This is a genomic window from Kribbella sp. CCNWLW201 (assembly GCF_037203805.1).
Taxonomy (GTDB): Bacteria; Actinomycetota; Actinomycetes; order Propionibacteriales; family Kribbellaceae; genus Kribbella.
Genome location: NZ_JBBCBQ010000010.1, coordinates 192,880 through 216,480, shown reverse-complemented (window position 1 = coordinate 216,480; position 23,601 = coordinate 192,880). Strand labels below are relative to the sequence as shown.

26 protein-coding genes and 2 pseudogenes are annotated in these 23,601 nt (G+C 67.4%); 10 read left to right on the top strand and 18 right to left on the bottom strand.

Annotated elements, in window-relative coordinates:
* Positions 1 to 346 precede the first annotated feature (346 nt).
* The 3 genes from V9K99_RS33680 to V9K99_RS33670 form a co-directional block, all read right to left on the bottom strand.
* Entirely contained in the window at positions 347 to 571 is a 225-nt protein-coding gene (locus V9K99_RS33680) for a hypothetical protein (RefSeq protein WP_337323765.1), read from the bottom strand.
* A 481-nt stretch (positions 572 to 1,052) separates the two neighbouring features.
* Positions 1,053 to 1,778, bottom strand: coding sequence for an HNH endonuclease family protein (locus V9K99_RS33675; RefSeq protein ID WP_337323766.1), 726 nt, complete (start codon positions 1,776 to 1,778; stop codon positions 1,053 to 1,055).
* 180 nt (positions 1,779 to 1,958) lie between these two features.
* Positions 1,959 to 2,594, bottom strand: coding sequence for a TetR/AcrR family transcriptional regulator (locus V9K99_RS33670; protein WP_337323767.1), 636 nt, complete (start codon positions 2,592 to 2,594; stop codon positions 1,959 to 1,961).
* 178 nt (positions 2,595 to 2,772) lie between these two features.
* On the opposite strand from V9K99_RS33670, the gene V9K99_RS33665 reads away from it, so the two are divergent.
* Both V9K99_RS33665 and V9K99_RS33660 read left to right on the top strand, forming a co-directional pair.
* Positions 2,773 to 3,384, top strand: coding sequence for a hypothetical protein (locus tag V9K99_RS33665; RefSeq protein WP_337323768.1), 612 nt, complete (start codon positions 2,773 to 2,775; stop codon positions 3,382 to 3,384).
* A 101-nt stretch (positions 3,385 to 3,485) separates the two neighbouring features.
* Positions 3,486 to 3,827: a DoxX family protein gene (locus tag V9K99_RS33660; RefSeq protein ID WP_337323769.1), complete on the top strand. Its 342-nt coding sequence runs from the start codon at positions 3,486 to 3,488 to the stop codon at positions 3,825 to 3,827.
* Between the two features lie 147 nt (positions 3,828 to 3,974).
* On the opposite strand, the gene dapA is transcribed toward V9K99_RS33660, so the two are convergent.
* On the bottom strand, positions 3,975 to 4,877 hold the full coding sequence (gene dapA / locus V9K99_RS33655; RefSeq protein ID WP_337323770.1) for a 4-hydroxy-tetrahydrodipicolinate synthase: 903 nt from the start codon (positions 4,875 to 4,877) through the stop codon (positions 3,975 to 3,977).
* Between the two features lie 73 nt (positions 4,878 to 4,950).
* Between dapA and V9K99_RS33650 the strand changes: the two genes are divergently transcribed.
* Positions 4,951 to 5,847: a LysR family transcriptional regulator gene (locus tag V9K99_RS33650; RefSeq protein WP_337323771.1), complete on the top strand. Its 897-nt coding sequence runs from the start codon at positions 4,951 to 4,953 to the stop codon at positions 5,845 to 5,847.
* A 6-nt stretch (positions 5,848 to 5,853) separates the two neighbouring features.
* On the opposite strand, the gene V9K99_RS33645 is transcribed toward V9K99_RS33650, so the two are convergent.
* Positions 5,854 to 6,405, bottom strand: a complete 552-nt coding sequence (locus V9K99_RS33645; protein WP_337323772.1) for a dihydrofolate reductase family protein — start codon at positions 6,403 to 6,405, stop codon at positions 5,854 to 5,856.
* Between the two features lie 148 nt (positions 6,406 to 6,553).
* Between V9K99_RS33645 and V9K99_RS33640 the strand changes: the two genes are divergently transcribed.
* Entirely contained in the window at positions 6,554 to 7,162 is a 609-nt protein-coding gene (locus V9K99_RS33640; RefSeq protein ID WP_337323773.1) for a GNAT family N-acetyltransferase, read from the top strand.
* Here V9K99_RS33640 and V9K99_RS33635 read toward each other — a convergent pair.
* The gene (locus tag V9K99_RS33635) at positions 7,117 to 7,485 is read right to left on the bottom strand and encodes a hypothetical protein (protein WP_337323774.1); all 369 of its coding nucleotides are present in this window, start codon (positions 7,483 to 7,485) and stop codon (positions 7,117 to 7,119) included. The genes V9K99_RS33640 and V9K99_RS33635 overlap by 46 nt on opposite strands.
* A 31-nt stretch (positions 7,486 to 7,516) precedes the next feature.
* Positions 7,517 to 7,684 (bottom strand): annotated as a pseudogene (locus tag V9K99_RS33630) (sigma factor-like helix-turn-helix DNA-binding protein); the annotation flags it as partial.
* Positions 7,685 to 7,755: 71 nt separating this feature from the next.
* Here V9K99_RS33630 and V9K99_RS42790 point away from each other — a divergent pair.
* A pseudogene (locus V9K99_RS42790) lies at positions 7,756 to 8,055 on the top strand (hypothetical protein); the annotation flags it as partial.
* Here the strand turns inward: V9K99_RS42790 and V9K99_RS33625 are convergent.
* The 3 genes from V9K99_RS33625 to V9K99_RS33615 are packed head-to-tail and all read right to left on the bottom strand — an operon-like array spanning position 7,957 to position 11,903.
* The gene (locus V9K99_RS33625) at positions 7,957 to 8,601 is read right to left on the bottom strand and encodes a response regulator transcription factor (RefSeq protein ID WP_337323775.1); all 645 of its coding nucleotides are present in this window, start codon (positions 8,599 to 8,601) and stop codon (positions 7,957 to 7,959) included. The pseudogene V9K99_RS42790 and the gene V9K99_RS33625 overlap by 99 nt on opposite strands.
* Entirely contained in the window at positions 8,598 to 9,773 is a 1,176-nt protein-coding gene (locus V9K99_RS33620) for a sensor histidine kinase (protein WP_337323776.1), read from the bottom strand. Before V9K99_RS33620 ends, V9K99_RS33625 begins: the two co-directional genes overlap by 4 nt.
* 39 nt (positions 9,774 to 9,812) lie before the next feature.
* Complete coding sequence (locus V9K99_RS33615) at positions 9,813 to 11,903, bottom strand: MMPL family transporter (RefSeq protein WP_337323777.1); 2,091 nt, start codon at positions 11,901 to 11,903, stop codon at positions 9,813 to 9,815.
* A 459-nt stretch (positions 11,904 to 12,362) separates the two neighbouring features.
* Here V9K99_RS33615 and V9K99_RS33610 point away from each other — a divergent pair, with 459 nt between their 5' ends.
* Entirely contained in the window at positions 12,363 to 12,650 is a 288-nt protein-coding gene (locus V9K99_RS33610) for a YiaA/YiaB family inner membrane protein (RefSeq protein WP_337323778.1), read from the top strand.
* 156 nt (positions 12,651 to 12,806) lie between these two features.
* Here V9K99_RS33610 and V9K99_RS33605 read toward each other — a convergent pair whose 3' ends face one another.
* Genes V9K99_RS33605 through dnaG form a run of 3 tightly spaced genes read right to left on the bottom strand, consistent with a single transcriptional unit; the run spans position 12,807 to position 15,473 of the window.
* Positions 12,807 to 13,166, bottom strand: a complete 360-nt coding sequence (locus tag V9K99_RS33605; RefSeq protein ID WP_337323779.1) for a hypothetical protein — start codon at positions 13,164 to 13,166, stop codon at positions 12,807 to 12,809.
* A gap of 3 nt (positions 13,167 to 13,169) precedes the next feature.
* Positions 13,170 to 13,559 carry an Imm1 family immunity protein gene (locus V9K99_RS33600; protein WP_337323780.1) on the bottom strand — a complete coding sequence of 130 codons (390 nt, stop codon included), beginning with the start codon at positions 13,557 to 13,559 and terminating at the stop codon, positions 13,170 to 13,172.
* Positions 13,560 to 13,568: 9 nt separating this feature from the next.
* Positions 13,569 to 15,473: a DNA primase gene (dnaG, locus tag V9K99_RS33595; protein WP_337323781.1), complete on the bottom strand. Its 1,905-nt coding sequence runs from the start codon at positions 15,471 to 15,473 to the stop codon at positions 13,569 to 13,571.
* Positions 15,474 to 15,518: 45 nt separating this feature from the next.
* Between dnaG and V9K99_RS33590 the strand changes: the two genes are divergently transcribed.
* The gene (locus tag V9K99_RS33590) at positions 15,519 to 16,379 is read left to right on the top strand and encodes a TolB family protein (RefSeq protein WP_337323782.1); all 861 of its coding nucleotides are present in this window, start codon (positions 15,519 to 15,521) and stop codon (positions 16,377 to 16,379) included.
* Here V9K99_RS33590 and V9K99_RS33585 read toward each other — a convergent pair.
* The 3 genes from V9K99_RS33585 to V9K99_RS33575 form a co-directional block, all read right to left on the bottom strand.
* Positions 16,376 to 17,617 carry an NAD(P)/FAD-dependent oxidoreductase gene (locus tag V9K99_RS33585; protein WP_337323783.1) on the bottom strand — a complete coding sequence of 414 codons (1,242 nt, stop codon included), beginning with the start codon at positions 17,615 to 17,617 and terminating at the stop codon, positions 16,376 to 16,378. The two genes, V9K99_RS33590 and V9K99_RS33585, sit on opposite strands and share 4 nt — an antisense overlap.
* Positions 17,618 to 17,627: 10 nt before the next feature.
* On the bottom strand, positions 17,628 to 18,272 hold the full coding sequence (locus tag V9K99_RS33580) for a carbohydrate ABC transporter permease (protein WP_337323784.1): 645 nt from the start codon (positions 18,270 to 18,272) through the stop codon (positions 17,628 to 17,630).
* Between the two features lie 119 nt (positions 18,273 to 18,391).
* Positions 18,392 to 19,618 (bottom strand): deoxyguanosinetriphosphate triphosphohydrolase, encoded by a 1,227-nt coding sequence (locus tag V9K99_RS33575; RefSeq protein ID WP_337323785.1) that lies wholly within the window; start codon positions 19,616 to 19,618, stop codon positions 18,392 to 18,394.
* Positions 19,619 to 19,729: 111 nt separating this feature from the next.
* On the opposite strand from V9K99_RS33575, the gene V9K99_RS33570 reads away from it, so the two are divergent.
* Entirely contained in the window at positions 19,730 to 20,494 is a 765-nt protein-coding gene (locus V9K99_RS33570) for a DUF899 family protein (protein WP_337323786.1), read from the top strand.
* On the opposite strand, the gene V9K99_RS33565 is transcribed toward V9K99_RS33570, so the two are convergent.
* The gene (locus V9K99_RS33565; RefSeq protein ID WP_337323787.1) at positions 20,491 to 21,090 is read right to left on the bottom strand and encodes a dihydrofolate reductase family protein; all 600 of its coding nucleotides are present in this window, start codon (positions 21,088 to 21,090) and stop codon (positions 20,491 to 20,493) included. The two genes, V9K99_RS33570 and V9K99_RS33565, sit on opposite strands and share 4 nt — an antisense overlap.
* 74 nt (positions 21,091 to 21,164) lie before the next feature.
* Between V9K99_RS33565 and V9K99_RS33560 the strand changes: the two genes are divergently transcribed.
* Together V9K99_RS33560 and V9K99_RS33555 are read left to right on the top strand one after the other, a co-directional pair.
* Entirely contained in the window at positions 21,165 to 21,707 is a 543-nt protein-coding gene (locus V9K99_RS33560; protein ID WP_337323788.1) for a helix-turn-helix domain-containing protein, read from the top strand.
* Positions 21,704 to 22,960: an MFS transporter gene (locus V9K99_RS33555; RefSeq protein ID WP_337323789.1), complete on the top strand. Its 1,257-nt coding sequence runs from the start codon at positions 21,704 to 21,706 to the stop codon at positions 22,958 to 22,960. Before V9K99_RS33560 ends, V9K99_RS33555 begins: the two co-directional genes overlap by 4 nt.
* Here the strand turns inward: V9K99_RS33555 and V9K99_RS33550 are convergent.
* Complete coding sequence (locus V9K99_RS33550) at positions 22,906 to 23,526, bottom strand: TetR/AcrR family transcriptional regulator (protein WP_337323790.1); 621 nt, start codon at positions 23,524 to 23,526, stop codon at positions 22,906 to 22,908. The genes V9K99_RS33555 and V9K99_RS33550 overlap by 55 nt on opposite strands.
* Positions 23,527 to 23,601 lie beyond the last annotated feature (75 nt).

The following is a 23,601-nucleotide window of genomic DNA, read 5'->3' as shown; positions in this document are numbered from 1 at the left end:
AGTCGCAGACGCCTCCGCGTGACATGACTCGTGACATGAAATCGCGTCAAGTAGAGTGTGTTCAGTTAGCTAGAGGTGCCGAATCCCGAACCCACGCAGCCTGAAGTTGACTCGCGCGGCAAGTGGCATGGCTCTCATAATCCCTGGGTCGCGGGTTCGAGTCCCGCCCGCCCTACCAAGTGAATATCGCACGCCAGGCGCGGTTCTGGTCGTTGACCTGTGGTGGACCGACCACCCCATGCCATTCGATGCCGGTACCAGCAGCACGCCCCTGAGCATCCCGCGAGTGGCCGGCACGACCACCGGCCGGGACACGCGGAGGGCACGAACGAGGTATCAGGATCAGTCAGCGCGGTTGGTTGGTCTCTGGTCGTACTCCTGTGGGGGGCTTGGTGGAGACGTGTTGATGGTCCGTGGGTTCGTAGTGCGCCGCGGTCTCACCCGAGCCGTGGCGTCGCGTCGCCTTGGCGACGGTCACCCCTTCGAGAGCGACGACGTACAGAGTCCACAGAGCGAAGCCGACCGAAATCAGGACGACGATGATCAGCGGTATCGCAATAGCAGCACCCATGAGGAGCCTCCCGTCTGGGGGCGTTTCCCCAGTACCCGGTGACCAGCGCCCGCATTCGGTTGCTGCCGGAACTCTCTGGTTCCACTCACAGCGGCGCGGGTCGGAGGTCGTTTGCTGGCGTAGGAGAGGTTGCCCAAGCCTTTCCGGGGCCGCGAGAGTGCTTACCAGGACCATGGTGAGCACAGCGCACCCACGCGGCATCATCCTCATCTGGACCTCCTAGCCGAGTAGCAGGTCCGTCATCACCACTGTCCGTCCCCGAGGTGCCGCCGGGCAGGGACCAACGACTCTCCGCCACCGCTGAAGGTCCCGATCCGGCGCGCGTCATACGGCCCAAACGCCGATCCTGCGCACGACCTACGAGATGCCCGACAAGTCCTTGTTCTGGCAGGTCGAAGAAGATCAGCACCGACCACCCGAGCGTTGCGATGATCGACAAGTCTGTTGGCCCGTGTGCCTGTCGGTGAGGCAACTCGGATTCCTAAGGGCAGGTTCGGGTGATTCCCTGGGCGGCATCGCGGTCGGCGGTGGTGATTGGTAACGAGTACTTGTGGGCGACCTGGAGGTAGCGCAGGACGTAGGTGCAGCGGTAGGTGCGGTTGAGGGGCATCCACTCGCCAGGTCCGGCGTCGTTCTTGGAAGCGTTGGCTGGTCCGTCGACAGCGAGCAGGTTCGCGGACTGGTCGTTGGCGAAGTCGATGCGCCGCTGCAGGGACCAGCGGGCCGCGCCCATGTCCCACGCCCGCGCCAGCGGATATAGATGATCGATCTGCACCTTGGACGCAGCGGCCTTACGGAACTCGATCCGACGACTGGTGTAAGGCTCAACCGGAAGGGCGCCTGCGATGACGACGCATGCAGAGCGATCGCGGTAATGCACCGCAGTCAACTGGGCCGTGAGTACGTCGTTGCGAGTATCGCAACCGTTATGACCACCACGACCCGCGTGATCATCAGTCCACGTCGGCCCGAACTGGTCCCGCTTGTACCCAGACACCTCAGGCCGTACGGCGATGACGCGGACCTGGCGAAGTTCGGCAGTGATCAGCCTGGCCGTACCAGTCCCTGGCTGAACGGTGACGGGAGCGCCGGTGGGCGTGGTTCGTGGCGGTGTGCTCGGCTCGGCCGGATTAGCGCCGGCTACCGGAAAGGCGCACCCCGTAGCCGCGAAGCCGAGCACGATCAGGGCAGCAGGGAGGACGCGCACCACGCGACCTTAAGCACCGCTGACGTCCCGCCCGCCTTACGACACGGCCCATCCCCATCTCAGTTGCCAGGAGCTGCGCGAGCCGGGGCAACGCTAAGCAGTTCAGGGTGGAAGGCTTTGGAACCGAGGGCGCGACGGCTGGTCTCAAGAGCCTCCGAACTGGAGTTGGCTGATAACGACTTAGATCTCGTCGGGACGCTTAGCTGCCTGCTCGATGTCCGGACCGCTGACTGCTATTGGCGTCGGGGCGTAGGCACGCCAGGCGATGTCGACGACCGCTTCGACAGTCGCGTCGTCGAGCGGATGTCCGAGGAGGAATCGCTGGTAGAACAGCGGCCCGATGGTGGCCATGGCGAACGTCTCGGCCGTGACGTCGGACCGCAACAGTCCACGCTCGGTCGCCTCGGTCAGGGCCGGGCGAAGCGCGTCGGTCATCGGCTGCACGAGCCTCTCGCGCAGTACCTGCATGCCCTCGTCATGTTCGGCGCCGCCAATTACGGCCGCGACCACCGCGCCAGCGGACTCGTGGAGCCGCCGGGCGATGGCCCGCAGGTGAAAGGCCAGCTCGGCGCGCGGGTCGGTGCCGGCAGCGGCATCCGCCAGGGGCAGGTCGTGCTCGCTGGCGGACAGCACGGCCAGCCGGAGATCGAGCAACTGCGGCCAGTGCCGATACGCGGTCGCCCGGCCCACCCCCGCGCGGGCCGCAACCGCCTGATGTGTCACGGCCTCGAGGCCTTCCTCGGCCAGCAGCGCGCCCCCGGCAGCCAGCATCGCCTCGCGGCTGCGTACTGCTCGCGGATCGGTTGGTTGGTTCACGACGACATACCTCGCTAAGAGACAGACTGCTGGACATCTTCGAGCCATTCTGTCTCATAGAAGCGGATCCCTCCCTGCGCAGAGGTGACGGCCACCACTATGAGACAACTTGCATCATAGATGACTTGTGAGGCACTCTGTCTCATAGATCGTTCGAACCGAGTCCACGGAGGACCACATGACCATCAACAAATCCATCGCCGTTGTCCGCTTCTCCGAAGCCAGTCAGGCCTACCAGGCGCTGTCCGAGCTGCGGCAACTCGACGCCGGCCTCACCGGCCTGGAGGTTCGCAGCGCCGCGTTGCTGGAACGGCGGCCGGACGGAACGCTGCGCATGCCGGAAGGTGGCGACTCCACGATCGGTGTCGGCACCACCACCGGCGGCCTCGTCGGCATGCTGATCGGCGTGCTGGGTGGACCGCTCGGAGTGCTGCTCGGGTTCGGCACCGGCGCGCTCGTCGGCGGCGTCGTCGACATCGACCGGGTGACCAAGGTCGACGGCACGCTGGCGTTGCTGTCCCGCGAGATCGCCCCGGGCATTACCGTCCTGATTCTCGAGACGGCCGAGACCACCGCCGTACCCCTCGATCAGCTTGCCGCACGCTTCGATGCAACCGTCGAGCGCCAGCCGACCTCCGCGGTCATCGCCGAGGTGGAAGCCGCCGCCGAGGCAGCCGAGGCGGCTCAGAAAGAAGCCAACCGCGTTCTGCGCGAGCGCAACCGCGCCGAGTTCCGCGCCAAGGTCGACGAGCGCGTCGACGCCGTCAAGGAAAAGCTGCACATCGGCTGAGCTCCACGCGCCCTACCCGCATGTGGCGGGCTGCGCGTCAGACCGCCCCGGACTCGCAGTCCGGCGCGGGCCCGCCAACTGAATCACCCCGGAGTCTCATCGTGTTCGTTGTCTTCTCACTGTTACTGACCGCAGCGTCCCTCGGCCCCGCCGTCGGCAAGCTGCTCGGACTTCCCAAAATCCGCCACGCCGCCGCCCACTTCGGCATCCCCTGGTCCAGGTACCGACTCCTTGCCATTCCCGAACTCGCCGCGGCCGGCGGCATCCTCGCCGGCCTGCTCTGGCGGCCGGTCGGCATTGCCGCCGGCATCGGCATGGCACTACTGCTCCTCGGTGCTCTCGCCTATCACCGGCGAGCCCACGATCCCCACCGCGAGGCGCTCCCCGCGCTGGCCGCCCTCGCCGTATCCGCGGCATACCTGGCCGTTGCACTCTCGTCTTGAACGGACACGATGGTGTGTGAGCAGAGCGGGAAGTCCTGACGCCACACCATCCCTTTTCCGATAGCTGCGTCGTTGTATGAGTCCGGGTCATCCTTGACAGGTTGGGTCGGGCTCTTGCTCTGCACGGCTCCAACTGGGGTTGGGGTGTTAGGCAGGTACGGCGATTGTTGCCAGGGCGTCCACCAGGCGCTGAAGGTGTGGGGGTGGCGACTCGAGGAGAGGGAGGCGCACTGTGGGGTGGGGGATGATGCCGAGTTCGGTGAGGGCGGACTTGGTCATGATGGCGCCTTGGGAGGTGTGCATGATGGCGTCTATCAAGGGAAGCAGCGAGGTCTGGATCGCTTGGGCTGTGTCGAGGTCGGCGTTGCGGATCGCTTGGATGAGGTCGGCGTTGCGGTTGGCGATGAGGTTGCCGACGACGCTGACCACGCCGGTGGCGCCGGAGGCCAGGTAGGGGAGGTTCAGGTCGTCGATGCCGCAGTAGTAGGCGAGCGTCGTACGGGCCATGATGGTCATCGCTTCGAAGAGGTCGCCCTTGGCGTCCTTGACTGCGCGGATCCGGGGGTGGCCGGCTAGTTCGATGAGGGTGGGTGCTTCGAAGGCGATACCGGCGCGGGCGGGGACGTCGTACAGCATCACGGGGAGGTTGGTGGCGTCAGCCACTGCCACGCAGTGCGCGATCAGTCCCGCCTGGGTTGGCTTGGAGTAGTAGGGACAGACGAGCAGCAACGCATCCGCTCCGGCGGCCTCGGCCTCGCGGGCCCGGCGGACGCTGGCGGCTGTGTCGTAGGTGCCGATGCCGGCGATGACTCGCGCGCGGTTGTTCGATTGGGTCGCCACGGCACGTACGAGTTGGGCTGACTCGGCGTCGGTGAGGGTGGGCGACTCGCCGGTGGTTCCGCCGACGACGATGCCGTCGCATCCGGTGGTGAGCAGGTGGTCGACGAGGTTGGTGAGTCCGGGTTCGCTGATGGTGCCGTCGAGGTGCATTGGGGTCACCATGGCGACGAGGTTGGAGCCGAAGAGGAGTTCAGCAGAGGCGTCGGTCATGATGCGATCCTGCGGCAGCCAGATTGCTATGGTCTAGCGATGGTTTTTTGCCGATATTGCGTAGCCTTCCTTCATGGTTGAAGTCGAGGTCGGTGCGCTGAGAGCGCTGCGGTCGGTTGCTGCTCTCGGGACGCTCGCGCGGGCGGCCGATGAGCTCGGGTTCACGGCCTCGGCGGTGTCACAGCAGATCAAGAGGCTCGAACGCCAGGTCGGTGTGGCCGTGCTCGCGCCGGCAGGACGCGGCGTCGTACTCACTCCCGCCGGGCAGGCGATCGTCGACTCGGCGCCCGAAGTGTTCCAGGCGCTCGAGCGCTGCGCCGAAGCCGCACAGTCAGTCTCGGAGGGCACACCGCGCGGTGTACTCCGCGTGGTCGCCTTCTCGACGGCGATTCGCGGGCTGCTCGCCCCGGCTGTACTGCGCCTGTCGACAAGCTGCCCTGATCTGCGCCTGCACGTCACCGAGCTCGACCCCGACCAGGCCCTCCACAGCGTCGATGCCGGTACCGCCGACCTTGCCCTCATCCACGACGCCGACGGACTGCCGGCCCCGCTGCCACCAGCCTTGACCCAGAGCCACCTTCACACCGATCTCGGCGACCTCGTCATGACTCGAACGCATCCCCTCGCGCGGCTCAGCCGGCCGCTCACCGGCGCCGACCTTGCCGGACATGCATGGGTGACCAGCCCGCCTGGCTCGGTGTGCCATCAGTGGTTCCGGCGACTGTTTGCCGATGCGCCTGAAGACCCCGACGTTCGTCACCTGGTTGACGATTTCGCCAGCCAGTTGTCGCTGGTGGCCTCGAGCAACGTCATCGCCTTGATCCCTCGCCTTGCGCGCCCGCCGTTGGGAGATGGGCTCGTTTCCCGGCCCCTCAGGCGACCACCGAAGCGCGAAGTCAACGCGGCGTGGCGACGCAGCGCCAACGCCAGCCCAGCGATCCAGGCCGTGCTCGCGGAGCTCGCCAGTTGACCGGGCTCAGTGCAGGGTGGGGACGTAGTTGAGGAGTTGCATGCGGCCGTCGAAGGTGCGTGAGGTGACGAGTTCGAGGTCCAGGTCGGGCCAGTCCGCGAAGATGGGCTCGAGCCCAGTCTGGCCAGTGACCACAGGGAAGACCACGAGCTGAAGATTGTCGACAAGACCCTCGCTGAGCAGGGCCTTGTTGAGCGAGATGCTGCCCATCGTCCGCATCGGGGCCGAGTCCTCGTCCTTCATCCTGCGGATCGCCGTGACGGCGTCCTCGGCGACCAGCTGCGTGTTGGCCCACGTCAGCGGCGGTTCCAGAGTCTTGGAGAACACGAACTTCGGGATCTCGGCCATCCGCTCGAACGTCGGATCCTCCATCTCGGCCACGATCTGCGACATGATCCGGTAGGTGTTCGCGCCCATCACGATGACGTGGTCCTCGGCCAGCTTCTCCTCCAGCCACGCCAGCAACTCGGGCCCTTCCTTGCCCCAGTAGCCCGGCCAGTCCTCAGCCGAGGCGAAGCCGTCAAGACTGCTGAAGAGATCAATGGTCAGCGTGCTCACGGATCGCTCCCCTCTGCCGACAACGCGGCCGGCCGTGTGGATCCCTCGCTACCCCATATCTCCACACCATTCAAGACAACAACGCACAGAAGCCGGTACGCCGTCCAACGCAAGAACCTGCGACCCGGTGCATGGGAGGATCGTCGGCGTGACGGAGTGGGCTCTGCGCGACTACGACCCGGCCGATGAGACGTACTGGTTGCGCTGCCGCGTCCTGGCTTTCCTTGGTACGGCGTACTACGACGACGTCGCCACCTCGAAGCCGGAACGCGAAGCCGGCCTTGAACTGGTAGCAGTCGCAGATGAACAGGTCATCGGCTTGCTGGACGCCAGTGTCACCGGTAACGAGGCGACGATCGAGACGATCGCGGTCCACCCTGACCACCGTCGGCTGGGTGTCGCGACCCGGCTTCTCGACGAGATCTGTGCTCGGCTGCACACGCGTGGCGTCGTACAGGTGGATGCCTGGACCCGGGACGACGAGGAAACGCTGGCCTGGTATCGGTCGCACGGTTTCGAGCAAGCGATGCGCTATCTCCACGTCTACGCATCCGAACCGGACGAGGCGCGTGCGGCGTTCGGATCACGGTCGGACCTCATGCCGCGCACGGGGTTCTTCCACGCCTGGACTGATCGCGAGGACGCTCTGCGGAACGAGTTCAGTCGCGTGTACTCCTGCCGGCAGTTCGTGAAGTCGCTCGGGAGTGGGCCTCAATCTGCGGAGACCCAGATTCCCGTTTCGTTTTCCTCGGAGTAGAACCAGCCGCCGGGTGTGGGGCGCCAATGGACGGACGCCTCTCGCACGAAGCCGCGGTCGTCGCTGACCATGCGGATCGTGGTGTGGTCCAGGGCTCGCGTCAGGACTTGGTCCTGGTCGCGGATCATTTCGACTCCGTGCTCGGTGAGGAGGCGGTGCGCGTCGTCCAACTGCAGCGCTCCGGCCGACGCGACGGACGCGTCGGCAATCGCTTCCGGCAGGGTCAGCTCCTGGCGGTCGCGAAAGTCGATGCGGATCGAGGCGAGAACGAGATCCTTGCCGGCGCCACGCCGTACCTTGGCGTCCAGGTTGAAACACCGCATCACGAGTTCCTAGGCAGTCGCGGAGCCGGACCAGTCCGTCGCGCATTCTCGCCTTGATAGTGGGTAGCTTGCTGTCCAGCAGGGTCGCTACCTCGCTGTAGGTGTGGCCGCCGTAGTAGGCCAGGGTGATCGATTCGCGCTGCAGCTCGGTCAGCGAATCGGGGCAGTGGCGGACCCGTTCGGCGTCGAGCTGGCCGATGACGGTGTCGCTGATCTACACAAGGTCAAGAACAATCGCGCCGCGCGTCCACACCGAGCGGCCGGGGCAAGTCGTTGACTCCCGGCCAGATCGGCACCGCCCGGCAACTGAAGGCCGGCGGCCTGTCGATCCGGGCGATCGCTGAAGCTGTCGGGTCCAGCCGGGCAACAGTGCACCGCGCTCTCACCACGGCCTCCAGAGGTCTGCAACCACCACCCGCCCCACAGCGCGATCGGCAAGACCTCACCCATCACCCGGCTGGACATCACACCCTAGGGGAGCCCGGCTTCGTACGCCGCGATCACGAGATGGACCCGGTCGCGAGCGCCCAACTTCGCCAGGATGCGGGCCACGTGAGTCTTGGCGGTTAGCGGGCTGACGACCAGCTCGTCCGCGATCTCCTGGTTGCTTCGGCCCGCGGCGACCAGCCGAAGCACCTCGCGTTCGCGCGCCGTCAGGCTGGCCAGCCGCTCAGGCGTAGGGGCGTCCGGGCGACTCAGCGCACGGGTGATGACCGCCCTGGTCGCGCCGGGCGACAGCAGCGCCTCCCCCGCCGCGACGGTGCGGATGGCGTCCAGCAGCGCGTCCGGACGGGTGTCCTTGGGCAGGAATCCACACGCCCCCGCGCGAAGGCCGCGCAGTACGTTGGTGTCTGTTTCGAACGTGGTCAGGACCAGCACTTTGCTGCGGCTCGATTCATCGTCAGCGATGATCTGCCGGGTCGCCTCGATGCCGTCGGTGCTCGGCATCCTGATGTCCATCAAGACGACGTCGGGGCGCAGGTCCCGGGTCAGCGTCACCGCCTCGTCGCCGGTGCCGGCCTCTCCGACGACCTCCATGTCGTCAGCGGAGTTGACCAGCAGCGCGAACGCGCCGCGCACCAGGGTCTGGTCGTCGGCGAGCAGGACCCGGATCACGACGGCACCCGCCAGATCTCCGGCAGCGGCAGGCTGGCCCGTACTTCGAATCCTCCGGACTTGCCCGGGACGGCGGACAGTTCGCCGCCGACGGCCTGTGCTCGCCCTGTCATCCCGGCGATCCCGAAGCCGGCCGGTGTCACGGTTGAGCTCGCTCGCGCGGGCCCGTGATCGATGACCGCGATCCGCAGCCGGTGGCCGTTCCGGTCGAGTCGGACGGTCGCGTGCTTGGCCGTCGAGTGTCGAATGACATTGGTGAGCGACTCCTGGATGATCCGATAGGCCACGATGGACACCGTCGACGGTAACTCGTCCGGGAGCCCGTCAGCTTCCACGTCGACCCGGACATCAGCCGCCTCGGCCATCTCCACCAGACGCTGCAGCTCGCCGAGGTGGGGCGCTGGCTCGGTTGGCTCGGCATCGCCACCATGCAGCACGTCCAGAACGGCACGCAGCTCACGGAGTGTGGCCCGGCTCGTGTCCGACAGGTTGTGCAGCGTGCTGGACAGCTCCTGCAGCGACGCATCCCCGCGCCTCGGCAGCTGGTCGATCAGGTGCGCAGCGACGGACGCCTGGACGTTCGCGACCGCGAGGCCGTGCGCTAGGACGTCGTGCAGCTCGGCAGCGATCAGGACCCGCTCCTCGGCGACCCGCCGCTCGACCTCGTCGGCACGCTCCTGCTCGACCCGCGCAGTGACGGCGGCCTTCCAGTTTTCATGGAAGCGGACCGCCAGCCCGGCAAAGAAGGCCATGAACAGCCAGCCGACGCCGAGGAGAGCATCGTCAGGTGCCCCCGACGCCTCGTCGGCGAGGACCGGCACGGTCACCGCGGCCACCGCCAGCAGGACGGCGGCGGCCCGCCGCGGTGGCGCGCTGTAGCGCGCCGCCGTGAACGCCGCCACAAGTGAGGCCGGCATCGTGGCCTCATGGGGATAGTCGAGGATGTGGTACGGCGTCGACACGGCGAGGACCGCGAGGACGACGAAGATCGGCCGGCGCCGGCGGGCCAGCAACGGCGCCGACATCGCGCCCAGGAGCGCGATCGCCCACAGATCCACGCTTCGCTCACCGTCGAAATCGACCGCCTGGAGCGTGATAGCGACGACGACGCCGAGCACGAACGCCGCCGCCGTCAGCAGCCGATCGGCTACTGACGGACGGAGCGCCATCATCGTTCCCACAGTGTCATCGACAGGGTCATCGACACAGTCCTATCCCGTGCGCCAGAGCTTGCTGGGCCACCAGATCCGCGAACCCAGCGACATCGTCAGTGCGGGAACCACGATGGACCGCACCAGCAAGGTGTCGATGAGCACGCCGACGGCGACCAGTATCCCAATCTCGACGAGCATGACGAGCGGCAGCGTGGCGAGCACCGCGAACGTCGCCGCGAGCACGACGCCGGCCGAGGTGATCACGCCACCGGTCACCGCGAGGCCACGCTTCGTGCCCTCGACAGTGCCGTGCCGGGCGGCTTCCTCACGTACCCGGGTCATCAAGAAGATGTTGTAGTCGACCCCGAGTGCGACCAGGAAAAGGAACCCGATCAGGGGCACCGACGGCTCCAACCCGGCGAAACCGAGCACCTGTTCAAACAACAGGTTGCACAGTCCGAGGGCTCCGAAGAACGACACCACGACGGTGGCGACCAATACCAGCGGAGCCACAATCGCCCGCAGCAGTAGCCCGAGGATGGCGAGCACCACCAGCAGGATCAGCGGCATCACCAGATTGCGGTCGCTCTTGTTGGTCTCGGCCTCGTCAAGCCTTTCGGCACTCGGCCCACCGACCAGCACGGCCTCGCCTCCGACCTCGTGCACGTGCTCCCGCAGCCGCTTGATCGTTGCCGTCTCACCCGCGCTTTCTGGCGAGTCGACCGGGATCACGGAGATCTCCACCCAGTCGTCACTGGTCCGGCCGATCTCGGCTTCGGCAACCCCCGGGGTACTTTCGACGGCGGCCAGGACCTCGCGGCTCTGGTCCGGCCGACTCATCACGGTGAGCGGCTGACCGCTCTGATCGGGGTAGCGCGCCTCGATCAGCTTCGCCCCGGCCACCGACTCCGGTGTCGAACGGGCGAACTGGTCCAGCTGCGGAAGCGAGCCGCTGGCACCCACTGTGCCCAGCGCGAGACCGCCCAGGATCACCAGCGGCACCGCCCAGCTGACGACGCGGCGGCGCGCAACCAGCTCACCAAGCCGAGCCCACCGAGAACCAGATGCGTGTGCCTCAACCCCGAGTCGCGGCACGAACGGCCAAAAGACCCGGCGCCCGAGCACCACCAGCAGGGCCGGGAAAAGCGTCAACATGACGAGCAGCGTGGACCCGATGCCCGCCGCACCCACCGGGCCGAGACCGCTGGTGCTGTTGAGATCCGCGGCCAACAGGCACAACAGGCCGGCTACCACCGTCGCCGCCGAAGCGAGGATTGCCGGGCCGGCCCCACGCAGCGCCGCCAGCATCGCGTCGATCGGCCGCTCGTGGTTGTGCAGCTCCTCGCGGTAGCGAGACACGAGAAGCAAGGCGTAGTCGGTGCCCGCGCCGAAGACCAGGACGATCAGCAGCGCCGAGCTCATGCTCGTCACGGTGAAGTCGAAGATCTGGGTGAGTGCGTAGACAACACCCATCGACATGATCGCCGCGACCCCGACCGCCGTGAGCGGGACCAGCCACAGCAGCGGACTGCGGTACGTCAGGATCAGCAGGACCGCCACCACTACGGCCGTAGCGAGCATCAACGTAGCGTCGACGGCATCGAAGACCTCGTCCATGTCGGCCCCTAGCGCGGTCGGACCGGTGACATAGGCATTCAGACCGTTCGGCCGGTCGGCGAGAAGGTGACGCGCCTCGGCGGTGGCGCCGGCCTCCTCGTCGATCGCCTCTCGGTCGAGCGGCAGCGCGTACAGCAGGGCTGTGCCGTCGGCGGAGTCGATGATCTGGGGCGGTGCAGCGGTGTCGTTGCCGAATCGCTCCGCCAGCTCAGTGTGGCCGCGTACGACCGCCTCCCGATCGCCCGGTTGGAGGCCGTCGGGTCGTTCGTACACGACCACGAGCAGGCCGTTCTCACCCCCGGGCAGCTCGGCTTCGGCCTGGAGCACCTTGGTCGACTGGGCGCTGGCCGGCAGGTAGTCGGCCTGGCCATCGCGGGTCACCGAGTCGAGTTTGCCGGCGAGTGAGAAACCGGCCACCACCAGCCCGGTCCACACAGCCAGCATGAGCCACGGCACCACGGTCTTGGTCCGTGATCTCTTCGGTCTGGTATCGGCACCGGAGTGGTCGGGCGCCCGTAGTTCAGAAGTCATGGCGATCACGCTGTCAAGCCGGCGGGGTTGACGCGTCTGGCCACGGCAGACACTTCGCCGTACTCCGTGCGGAGTACGGCGGGCGGCTGGGGAAGGCGGCTAGGGCGGATGGCTACGGCGGATGACAGAGGCCGGGGCCGGGGATTTCCACTTTCTCGGCAACGTGTCCTTCAGGCCGGACGACGTACGACCGAAGGTGATCGACTGGTCTGAGGCGAAGCCCGGGCTGGGGCCCCACGACCTTGCGTACTGCCTGACTGTGGTGCCGACCGACGACCGACTTACGCGCGATCGGGTACTGCTGCGGCAATACTGGGACGGATTGCGAAGTGCGGGCGGCGCAAATCGCTGGCCGAGATCGAGGCACTCGGCTCCCGCGAGGTGCTGGCCGAACCGCCTCCCCTGATCTGAGTAGTTCATCGCATGCGGCGTACCTGGTGGCGAACTGACGATAGACCCATGACGAAGCCGATTCAGCCATCGACCACAGCCGCGTATTACGTCCAGGCGATTCTCTCGTTTGCCATCTCCCTGACCGCGATGGGTCTTGCGTTGATCTACCTGCCCGCGGCCGGATGGGTGCGAGCATTTCTCGCACTTGGTTTGCTGTTCGTCGTCACGTCGACGATCACGCTCTCCAAGGTCATTCGCGACCGCCAGGAACTGGCCGAGGTGACCAACCGCGTCGACCAGGCCAGACTCGACAAACTCCTCGTCGAACACGATCCCTTCAAGATCGACACGTAAGCGCGCGGGCATGCCGGCTGAGCCTGTGCAGGATCTGTTTCGCGGGCATCAGTCGCGTTGAGCATGAGGATCTGGAGATCGCTACGCCGTTATGGGACTTCGACCGGATCCGCGAACGGATGTCGGCGTACGAGTTCTACGTCGCGCACCCGTGGATCAACGTGCTCGGATGACGAGGACGGTTCTGAGGAGGCCGACGATGGGACCGATCGGGAGGGCGAAGCCGATCCAGAAGGCGAACTCCAGGGGCAGGAGCGCGTAGGCGAACACGGCACCTCGGCGGATCCAGAGGAGGTAGCCGAGGAGAAGCTCGGCGAGGCAGACGGCCAGGAAGGCCACGAGGAGCAGCACGGTGGTGTCGAGGCCGATGGATTCGAACGGGCCATCGCCGTACGTCGGGAAGCCGAGGAAGGTCCAGACCGTGCCGTGGTCGGCGAGGTACCAGATCGCATAAGCACCCGGCACCCCGAACCCAAGCCCAGGAATCCAGGCAAGCACCGCCGCCGCTCTCCACATGGTTTAAGTCTCGGTCCACGTGATGGACGAAGGGCGGCGGCCGGTCTCCACGAACTCCGCCAGGCCGTCGAGCGCCAAGCTCTTGGGAATGCGCACCGTGCCGGGGAGTTCGCTGTGTTGAGTGTCGTAGGCGTCGTCGATGAGGGCGTCGGCCGGGAGCGAGCCGACGCTCTCGTAGTACGGCGGGTCAGCCGACTCCCAGTAGGCCGCGCACGAGTCCTCGGCACCGAGGCCGATCGTGAAGGTGGGGCCGTCGGCAACGCCGAAGGTCACCAGTACGCGGCCCAGCCCCTGACTTTCCAGCTCTGCACACAGCGCTCGGGCGGCCGGGCCGTCGAAGATCTCGCGGGAACCGGCGACACCGGAGTACGCGCCCCAGTCGGCAACAACCATGGGCACACCCTAGAGCGCGCCGGAGATCGCCTTCTTGCGGAGGTCGGAGCGGTAGGCCTCTAGGGCTATGAGTTCGCCGAACATGCGGTTGTAGTCGTCCGCCCGGTCGATCGGGTTGGTGCGTTGGAGCTTCGACTTCAGATCCTGGATCCGGCGCGCGCAGGTCAGCTCCTGCAACCGGGCCAGCAGGGCCAGCGCATACGCCTCGTCCGGTTCGCGGCCGAGCCGGAGCGGGTCGACCGCCAGCGCGCCGACCACCGCCGCGGCGGGATCGTTGCCGATGGCATCGCGTACGGCGACCACCCAGGCCTCACCGGGAGCCGCGGCCGCCGGTCCGCCCGCCTTCGCCATCGCGGACCGGATCGCGGCCAGCCACGGATGCGTGAAGTCGTGGTCGTCCAACTCGTCGAACGCGACACTCACCAGTGCCGGATGCTGCATCGCGATCTTCAGCACGTCCCACTCGATCACGAACCGCTGGTCCCGCGGCGACGGCACATCCACCCGTGGCGGCGGCGGAGGAGCCTCCCCCTGTACGACGACCGGCTGCGGCCGATCGTTCGACACAGCAGCAGGTGGACGAGACGCAGCCCGGTACACCTCGGTGCGAACCTGGTCGACCTCCATGCCGAGATGGCCGGCGAGCTCACGGGTGAACGCGTCGACCTTCGACCGGTCGCGGATGCTGACCACCAGCCGGGCCGCGTCCCGCAACGCGTCGATGCGGGTGTCCGCGCGGTCCAGGTCGTACTTCGACAGCACGTTGGCGAGCACGAACCGGTACAGCGGCACCCGCCGGCCGATCAGCTCACGGACGGCAGCGTCGCCCTTCTGCAGCCGCAGGTCGCACGGATCCAGTCCGTCCGGCTCCACCGCGACGTACGTTTGCGAGGCGAACGCCTGGTCCCCCGCGAACGCCTTCAGCGCCGCCCGCTGGCCGGCCTCGTCACCGTCGAAGGTGAAGATCACCTCGCCGCGGAACTGGTCGTGGTCCAGCAGCAACTGCCGAAGCACTCGCGCGTGATCGTCGCCGAACGACGTACCGCAGGTGGCAACGGCGGTCTGGACGCCGGACAGGTGGCAGGCCATCACGTCGGTGTAGCCCTCGACGACCACGGCCTGGCGGCCCTTCGCGATCTCGCGGCGGGCGAGGTCGACGCCGTACAGGACCTTGGACTTCTTGTAGATCGGGGTCTCGGGGGTGTTCAGGTACTTCGCTTCGATCTTGTCGTCGTCGAAGAGCCGCCGGGCGCCGAACCCGATCACGTCCGACGACGCGTCCCGGATCGGCCACATCAGCCGGCCGCGGAACCGGTCGTACAGCCCGCGCTGCCCGTCCGCCGACAGCCCGGACGCGACCAGCTCGGCGTTGGTGAAGCCGCGGCCCCGCAGATGCGCCGTCAGCGCCTCACCGCCGCGGGGCGAGAACCCGACCCCGAAATGTACGGCGGCGTCCTTGTCGAACCCGCGCTTGTCCAGGAACTGCCGCCCGAGCGTGGCGTCGGGTGCGCCGAACAGCTGCTCCACGAAGAACTCGGCGGCGACCTTGTGCGCCTCGACCAGCCGGGGCCGCTGGTTCGCCGGACCGCGCTGGATCGGCGCGCCGGACTCGTCGTACCGGAGCTGGATGCCGACCTTCGCGGCCAGCGTCTCGACCGCCTCGTGGAAGCTGATCTGGTCGATCTTCTGGATGAAGTCGATGACGTCGCCGCCCTCTTGGCAGCCGAAGCAGTAGAAGAATCCGCGCGACGGGGTGACGTTGAACGACGGCGACTTCTCGTCGTGGAACGGGCACAGCCCCTTCAGCGACCCACCGCCGGCGTTCTTCAAGGTCACGTACGAGCCGACGATGTCGTCGATCCGGGCACGCTCGCGCACCAGCGCGATGTCCTCGTCCTTGATCCGGCCTGCCACCCCGTGAGTCTACGACGCTGGCGCAGTGAACTTAATCTGGATGCCATGCCACGAACTCTTCGCCCTGGTCAACGGTCCGAGCTCTACGTCCTGGAGGTGGACACCGGTGCGATTCGCCTGGTCTACAGCTCGTCCACTGTGCTCTTCGAGGCACCCAACTGGACCCCTTCCGGCGATCTCGTGGTCAACGGTGACGGGCGGCTGTTCAGGGTCGGCGACGGGCTCGAGGAGATCGACCTCGGCGGGGTGCCGCCGATCAACAACGACCACGTCCTGAGCCCGGACGGTACGACGATCTATGTCTCGGCCGACGATGGCCACTTGTACGCCGTACCGCTCGAAGGCGGTGCGCCACGCCGGGTGAGCAACGACCGCGGACCGGGTTTCCACCACTACCTGCACGGGGTCTCGCCGGACGGGCAGACGCTCGCCTACATCGGTCTGGAGCAGGTGGGCGACCGCCGCGTGACCAACATCTGGACGATCCCGACCGCGGGCGGCGCCGACGTACAGGTGACGAACGACGAGCACGCGGACGACGGCTCGGAGTACAGCCCGGACGGGAAGTGGATCTACTTCAACTCCGAGCGCGCGTCGACGGCGCCGGGCCACGCCCAGCTGTTCCGGAGCTCGGTCAGCACCGGCGAGGTCGAGCAACTGACGTTCGACGAGCGGGTCAACTGGTTCCCGCACCCCGCACCGGACGGCTCCGCGATCGCCTACGTCAGCTTCCCGCCGGGCACGCTGGGCCACCCGGCGGATGTGGACGACGTACGCCTGCGCCTGCTGAGCCCCGAAGGTGAGATCCGGGAGCTCACCTCACTGTTCGGCGGCCAGGGCACGATGAACGTGCCGAGCTGGTCGCCGGACAGCAAGAGCTTCGCGTACGTCGCCTACCCGCTCTAGACCTCGGACAGCTCGACCGACGTATCGGCGAGGCGCTCGGGGTCGACCTGCTTGCCCGACCGGATGAGGTCCTGGACGCCGTCGATCGCACCCCAGGTGTTGACGTGCATCCCGGCCAGGACATGCCGATCATCGTCGAGCCAGAACGCGAGGTACGCACCCGAGGCAGGATCGCCGCGCAGCACCACCTGGTACGACGCCCCGCGCGGAACGTCACCGGCGTACTCCATGCCGAGGTCGTACTGGTCGGTGAAGAAGAACGGGATCGCGTCGTGCGCGACGTCCTGACCGAGCATCGCCTTCGCCGCCGACTTCGCGGAGTCCTTCGCGCTCTGCCAGTGCTCGACCCGGACCGGCCGGCCGAACAGCGGGTGCTCCCACCGGACCACGTCACCGGCCGCGTACACGTCCTCCGCCGACGTCTGCAGGTCCGGACCGGTCACGATGCCGGAGCCGTTGTCCCGGGTCGCGACCTCGATCCCGGCTTCGGCCGCCAGCTCGGTGTTCGGCTGTACGCCGACGCCGACGATCACCAGATCCGCCGGGAGGACCTCACCGTCGGAGGTCCGAACCCCGGTCACCTTGTCAGTGCCCTCGAACCCGTCGACGCCGGTGTTGAACCGCAACTCGACCCCGTGCTGCCGGTGCAACTCCGCGAACAGCTCGCCGATCTTCTCACCGAGTACGGCGGCCAGCGCAGTGGACTGCGGCTCGACCACGGTCACCTCGCAGCCGCGTTCCCGCGCGGCCGACGCAGTCTCGAGGCCGATCCAGCCCGCGCCGACCACGACCACTCGCGGCTTGGCGGCGTACGCGTCGGTCAAAGCCTGTGACTCGTCAGCCGTCCGCAGGTAGTGGATACCGGCCAGGTCACCACCCGGTACGTCGAGACGCCGTACGCGACTGCCAGTCGCGATCAGGAGCTTGCCGTACGACACCTGCGACCCGTCGTCGAGCGTGACGCTGTGCGCCTTGGCGTCGATCCCGGTGACGGTCGTGCCGAGTCGCAGCTCGATGTTGTTGTCGTCGTACCACTGCTGATCGTGCAACTGCGCGACATCGGTCTGGTCCTTGCCGAGCAGGACGCCCTTGGACAACGGTGGTCGCTCGTACGGCAGCCTGGTCTCGCTGCCGATCAGGACGATGCCGCCGGTCCAGCCGTCGTTCCGGAGCTCCTCGGCCGCGGTCGCTCCCGCCAGACTCGCGCCGACGATGACAATCTGCTCTGCATCAGTCATACCGTCGACATTAGGCCTTCAAGCTTCCTTGAGTCAGGCCGGAGCGCCAGTAGCGTTGCAGAACGACCATCAGGATCATCAACGGGATGACCGACAGCAGGGCGCCGCCGACGGTGAGCTGGTAGAGGATCGGCGCCCGGTCGGTGTACCCGTGCCACGACGTCAGCCCGAGCGTCACCGGATAGAGCTTCTGATCCGACAACATCACCAACGGCAGGAAGAAGTTGTTCCAGATCCCGACGAACTGGAACAGGAAGACGGTCACCAGCGCCGGGGTCATCACCCGCAGCACGATCCGCGCGAAGATCGCCAACTCCCCCGCGCCGTCGATCCGGGCCGCCTCCAGCAGACCGTCAGGTACGGCGGCCGTCGCGTAGATCCGGCACAGGTACACCCCGAACGGCGACACCATGCACGGGATCAGGACCGCCGCGTACGAGTTGGTCAGCCCGATCTTGTTGAACAGCAGGTAGAGCGGCAACGCCAGCGCGGTCGCCGGGATCAGCACCCCGGCCAGTACGACGGTGAACACCGCCTCCCGACCGGGGAACCTGAACTTGACCAGCGCGTACCCGGCGGCCGAGGAGAGCAGCGTCGCCGCGGCCGCCCCCACTCCGCCGAGGAGCACCCGGGGTGCCGGGCGGAGACGCAGCACGAGGATGGCCAGGCCGCGAAAGGAGCCGGGGGTGCGGCACGAGGAGCGCCGCGGGCGCCGCACGACGAGCGCCGAGATGCGCCAGGGCGGGGGCCTGCCGTGGGAAAGGGGTGTGCGGGCTAGGGGATTAGTTGGGTGTGCCAGGCGAGGGCTGAGGGGTCGGTGAGGGAGGCTACCTGGTCGACGATGACGCGGAGGCGGGCGTTGTCGTCGGCCGCCTCGGCGAAGTCGGCCTTGAAGGCCGCGTCGAGGTGAAGCGGCGCGGTCTTCCACAAGGCTTCGACGAGTTCGGTGAGGAGTTCGCGTTGGGTGGCGCGGCGGGCCTGGCGTTCTGGGGAGTTGAGGACGTGGAACATGCCGACCCCCTTGAGCAGGCCGATCTCCACGCCGATGCCGTCGGGGATGATCAGGTCCGCCTCGTAGCGGATCAGGCGCGAGCGACCGAATACAGCGTGCGTCGCCTGCTCCGCGGCGGTGCAGAAGCGCCCGATCAGCTGACTGGTCAGGTCCTTCAGCCCGCCGAGCGCCCGCCGGCTGTCGTCGAACGGCGCACCCGGCCAGTACGGCAACCTGGTCAGCCGCCGCCAGCCCTCGTCCAGCTCCGCATCCGTTGCTTCCGGCAAATACAGCCGCCGGACGATCTCCCAGTACGGCGCCCGATCCGCATCCACCGCGGCCAGGTCGATGTGGTGGGCAACGATCCCGTCCTCGACGTCGTGCACCGAGTACGCGACGTCGTCGGCGAAATCCATCACCTGCGCCTCGATGCACCGGCGGTCGCCGACGCCCTGGCGCAACCACTCGAACACCGCGAGATCGTCGTCGTACACACCGAACTTGCGCTGACCCGGCCGCCGGGGCCACGGGTACTTGGTGGCGGCGTCGAGGGTTGCCCGGCTGAGGTTGAGACCGACGCTGCGGCCGCCCGGGTCGAACGCCTTCGATTCCAGCCGGGTGAGCAGGCGCAGTGTCTGCGCGTTGCCCTCGAAGCCGCCGATCTCCGCCGCAACCTGGTCGAGCGCCCGCTCGCCGTTGTGCCCGAAGGGCGGATGGCCGAGGTCGTGCGACAGACAGGCCGCGTCGACGATGTCCGGATCGCAACCCAGCGTCAAGGCGAGCTCACGACCGATCTGCGCGACCTCGAGGCTGTGCGTCAGCCGATTGCGGACGAAGTCGTCGCTACCGGCCGTCACGACCTGCGTCTTGGCCGCCAGTCGCCGGAGCGCGGCACTGTGCAGCACGCGCGCACGGTCGCGAGCGAAGGCGGTCCGCCCCGGCCGCTTGACCGGCTCCGCCACCCATCGCTCGGCGTCATGCTCGTCGTACCACTCATGCTGCTTCCTCATCACCGCTCACAGTAGCCGCCCGCACCGACAGTTTCGTGAACACCACAAAGGGAACCCGGAAAGAGCACAGGGCCAGGTCGAGACCGACGAACCGGCTCCGACGTCCCGATCATGACCGAGAAGAAGCAACGACAGGACACCGTCATGAAGGACGCCACCACGACGAACCTCCCGCCGATCGTCGATCGAGAGACCTTCGAAGCAGAGATCGAAGAGCTGCGGGTCCGGGAGAAAGCGCACACCCACGAAGGCGACGCGATCGCCGCGGCCCGCAGGCGGCTGCCGATGGTCGAAGTGGATCCGAACATCGAGCTGATCGGTCCCGACGGACCGCTCACCCTGCTCGACGCGTTCGAGGGACGTCGGCAGCTCATCGCGTATTACTTCATGTGGTATCCCGGCCATCCCGCGGCCGAGCAGTGTCAGGGCTGCACCTGGTGCAACACCCACGTCTCGGAGCTGTCCTACCTGCACTCCCGCGACATCACGTACGCCGTCTTCTGTCAGGGCCCGTACGACGAAAGCCGCCGGTACCACGACTTCATGGGCTGGACGATGCCGTGGTACTCGGCCCTCGACTCCCTCGACACACTCCTCGTCGGGCGGGTCATCGGCCGGATGCATCTGGTCTGCTACGTCCGCGACGGCGACCGGGTGTTCGAGACCTGGTGGACGACCATCCGCGGCGTCGAGGTGATGGACAACAGCTACTCGCTGATGGACCTCACCGTGTACGGACGCCAGGAAACCCACGAGGACTCACCCGACGGCTGGCCGCAACCCTGGGAGCCCGGCGGCCTGATCACCAACGGCCGCCCCATCTCCCATTGGTCCCGCCTCGAAGCCGGCCGATCGGACGACCTCACGAACCACTAGACGCAGTACCGCAGCCAGACGACGCCGCCCTCGAAGACCTCGGTGCCGGCTGGTTCGAGGTTCACATGGTGTCCCTCGGACCAGCGTCGGCCGGAGCCGACGACGACCGGGTGGACCAGAAGGGCGAGTTCGTCGATGAGGCTCAGATCGAGGAGCGCGCCCAGCAGGCCGCCGCCCGAGTCGACGCGGACGACCCGGGCGCCGCGATTGCCCAGGATGTCCAGGGTCTCGACCAGGTCCACCCGGTCGTAGCCGGTGACGAGCTCGCGGGTCGTGCTGTCGGGCGGTCGTGCTGGAGTCTGGTCGGCGTACAGGGCAAGTACGTCAGACCAGTAGCCGAGCTGTCGTAGGCCCTCCCACTCGCGGACGCGGGCGCGGCTGTCCACGACGGCGAGCAGCGGACCCTCCGACCGCCGACCGGGATGCGGCGCCGAGCGTACGGCGTCCTCCTGCGCCAGGATCGTGTCGGCACCGACCAGCGTCACGTCCTCCTGCCACAGCGTCGCCAGCGCATAGAAGCGTGCGAGATCCACGTCGAAACCCGACGTCCTCCCGTCGAGGGACACCGCTACCTGAGCCACCACATGAGGCCGCATGCCGCACAAGCTATGGGTCGCCACCGACAGTCCGCGTGTTGCAGAGACTTATTTGCAGAGACTACTCTGCAAGCATGCGACGGATTGATGCCCGCAGCCTGCGCGGACTCGCGCACCCACTCCGGATGGACATCCTGGAGGCGCTCGAGCTGGACGGCCCGGCAACCTCGACCACCTTGTCCGCACGACTGGGTGAGAACACCGGCACGATCAGCTGGCACCTGCGGTTGCTCGCCGAGCATGGGTACATCGAGGAAGACGTCGAGCGCGGCACCAAGCGGGAGCGGTGGTGGCGGATCCCCGGCCGGACCGTCCTCGACCCTGCCGAGTTCCGCGACGATCCGGAGACGAGCGGCGCGCTGGACGTCTACCTACGGCATCTGGTCGAGCGGTACTTCGACCGCGTCCGGGCGTACGTCGACGAGAACTGGCCGGCCGAGTGGCAGCACGCGGCGGCACTGTCCGACTGGCGCGATCTCCGCCTCACGCCCGAGCAACTCCACGCACTCAACGAGGAGATCGCTGAGGTGATCGACCGCTACACGGCGACCGAACCGACCGGCGACAACGCCGAACGAGTCATCGTCCAGCTCCAGTCATTCCCGCGCAGATCGTGAGCCTGCTCCGGCGGCATCGGGACTTTCGGTTGCTGTGGATCGGCGAGACGGTCAGTCGGTTCGGCAGCGCGACCTCGTCGGTGGCCTTGCCACTCATCGCCATCTCGATGCTCGAGGCAACCACCTTCCAGGTCGGCCTGCTCACCGCAGCCGCGTGGGCGCCCTGGCTGCTGATCGGCCTACCGGCCGGCGCGTGGATCGACCGACGCAACCGCAGGCCGATCCTGCTGACATCGTCAGCCGCATCCTTCCTGCTCACGGCCGCACTCCCGGTCGCAGCCTGGGCCGGCATCCTCACCATCGACCTCCTACTGACAGCCGCACTTCTCATCGGCGCCGCGGCAGTCCTCTTCCAAACTGCCTACACCGCCTACCTGCCGACCCTTCTCGATCCTCCCGATCACGCCGAGGGCAACGCGAAGCTGCACGGCAGCGCCTCCGCCGCGCAGCTCGCCGGACTGGGCTGCGGCGGCCTCCTCATCCAGTTCGCCGGACCAGCCAACGCACTTCTCGTCGACGCCGCCACGTTCCTGATCGCCTTTACCTGCTTGGCGGCGATCCGCTTCCGAGAACGACGTACGACGTACACGAGCCAAGCGGGCGGCATCAGGACCGGTATCGCATTGGTCGCGAAAGACGTCTGGCTGCGCACGTTGACGATCTTCGGAGCGGTCTCGAATCTCGCTCTGATGGGCTACCAGGCGATCATCGTGGTCTTCCTGGTCCGCGAGGCCGGCCTGTCCCCCGGCACCGTCGGCGCGCTGATCGCCGCGGCCATGAGCGGCGGCATCCTCGGCGCCTTCGCGGGCCGCCGTCTCGCCGCCCGCTTCGGCACCGCGCGCGCCCTGCTCCTCTGCGAACTCGGCCTGCCGACCCTCGCACTACTGATCCCGTTGAGCAGCCTGAGCCCGTGGCTCTACCTGGTTGGCGCCTTCGGCGTCAGCCTGGGCGTCGTCGGCGGCAACGTCGTCAAAGCGACGTTCCATCAGTCGTACTGCCCACCAGAACTCCTCGGCCGCCTCGCCGCGACAACCTCGTTCGTGAACTACGGGACGATCCCGCTCGGCGCGCTCCTCGGCGGAACACTCGGCGAACTCCTCGGCCTCGGACCAGCCCTGTGGATCACCACAGCCGGAGTACCGCTGGCCGGCCTGGTCCTGCTGTGCTCACCGATCCGGCGACACCGCGATCTGCCGACCTACCAGGGCAGCGTCGTACCGGTCGCCGACTCCAGTCGCGTCCGGATGGACTGACGCGCCTGGTCATAGCCGGCCTGGTTGTCATGCAGGATCGACGCGAGGTTGGCAGCCTCGTAGTACGCGTTCAGGTCGAACGCCAGCTGCGCCGGATCCGCGTCGAGCTCGCCACGCTCGACCGCCTCGCGTACGACGCTCTCCATCAGCTCCATCCACTCCCGGTGCACCCCGGCCAGCGCCTCGTGGACGGCTCCCCCGCGAGCGGCGTACTCGTGGGAGACCTTCTGGAAGAAGCAGCCGCCGGGAAACACCCGGCGACGCGAGTAGTCGAGCCAGCACTCGCTCATCCGCCACACCCGTTCGAGCCCGGGCTCGACCGCGAACGCGGGCGTCACCACCTCGTCGGCGTAGATCCGTCGCGCGGCCCGGATAGTGGCGAGCTGCAGCTCCTCCTTCGAGCCGAAGTGCGCGAACAGTCCGCTCTTGCTGATCCCGAGCTCGGTCGCGAGCCGCCCGATCGACAGACCCTCGAGCCCGTCGACCGACGCGATGTCGACCGCCCGGCGCAGTACCGCGCGCCGGGTCTGATCGCCTCGCACCAACCGTCCGTCGACCTTCTCCACCACCCGATCCTATTCGGCTTGACCGCGGCCTCGTTCCAAACTAATAATACGACCGTTCGTATTGTTTGCTAGTCG

Bases quoted from the DNA above. Each gene is read 5' to 3' on its own strand.
- V9K99_RS33610 (WP_337323778.1), top strand. From the start codon at position 12,363: ATGACGAAGCCGATTCAGCCATCGACCACAGCCGCGTATTACGTCCAG.
- V9K99_RS33585 (WP_337323783.1), bottom strand. From the start codon at position 17,617: ATGACTGATGCAGAGCAGATTGTCATCGTCGGCGCGAGTCTGGCGGGA.
- V9K99_RS33565 (WP_337323787.1), bottom strand. From the start codon at position 21,090: ATGCGGCCTCATGTGGTGGCTCAGGTAGCGGTGTCCCTCGACGGGAGG.
- V9K99_RS33605 (WP_337323779.1), bottom strand. From the start codon at position 13,166: ATGTGGAGAGCGGCGGCGGTGCTTGCCTGGATTCCTGGGCTTGGGTTC.
- V9K99_RS33590 (WP_337323782.1), top strand. From the start codon at position 15,519: ATGCCACGAACTCTTCGCCCTGGTCAACGGTCCGAGCTCTACGTCCTG.
- V9K99_RS33615 (WP_337323777.1), bottom strand. From the start codon at position 11,903: ATGACTTCTGAACTACGGGCGCCCGACCACTCCGGTGCCGATACCAGA.
- dapA (WP_337323770.1), bottom strand. From the start codon at position 4,877: ATGACCGACGCCTCTGCTGAACTCCTCTTCGGCTCCAACCTCGTCGCC.
- V9K99_RS33560 (WP_337323788.1), top strand. From the start codon at position 21,165: ATGCGACGGATTGATGCCCGCAGCCTGCGCGGACTCGCGCACCCACTC.
- V9K99_RS33650 (WP_337323771.1), top strand. From the start codon at position 4,951: ATGGTTGAAGTCGAGGTCGGTGCGCTGAGAGCGCTGCGGTCGGTTGCT.
- V9K99_RS33620 (WP_337323776.1), bottom strand. From the start codon at position 9,773: ATGATGGCGCTCCGTCCGTCAGTAGCCGATCGGCTGCTGACGGCGGCG.
- V9K99_RS33600 (WP_337323780.1), bottom strand. From the start codon at position 13,559: ATGGTTGTTGCCGACTGGGGCGCGTACTCCGGTGTCGCCGGTTCCCGC.
- V9K99_RS33665 (WP_337323768.1), top strand. From the start codon at position 2,773: ATGACCATCAACAAATCCATCGCCGTTGTCCGCTTCTCCGAAGCCAGT.
- V9K99_RS33635 (WP_337323774.1), bottom strand. From the start codon at position 7,485: ATGCGGTGTTTCAACCTGGACGCCAAGGTACGGCGTGGCGCCGGCAAG.
- V9K99_RS33680 (WP_337323765.1), bottom strand. From the start codon at position 571: ATGGGTGCTGCTATTGCGATACCGCTGATCATCGTCGTCCTGATTTCG.
- V9K99_RS33570 (WP_337323786.1), top strand. From the start codon at position 19,730: ATGACCGAGAAGAAGCAACGACAGGACACCGTCATGAAGGACGCCACC.
- V9K99_RS33575 (WP_337323785.1), bottom strand. From the start codon at position 19,618: ATGAGGAAGCAGCATGAGTGGTACGACGAGCATGACGCCGAGCGATGG.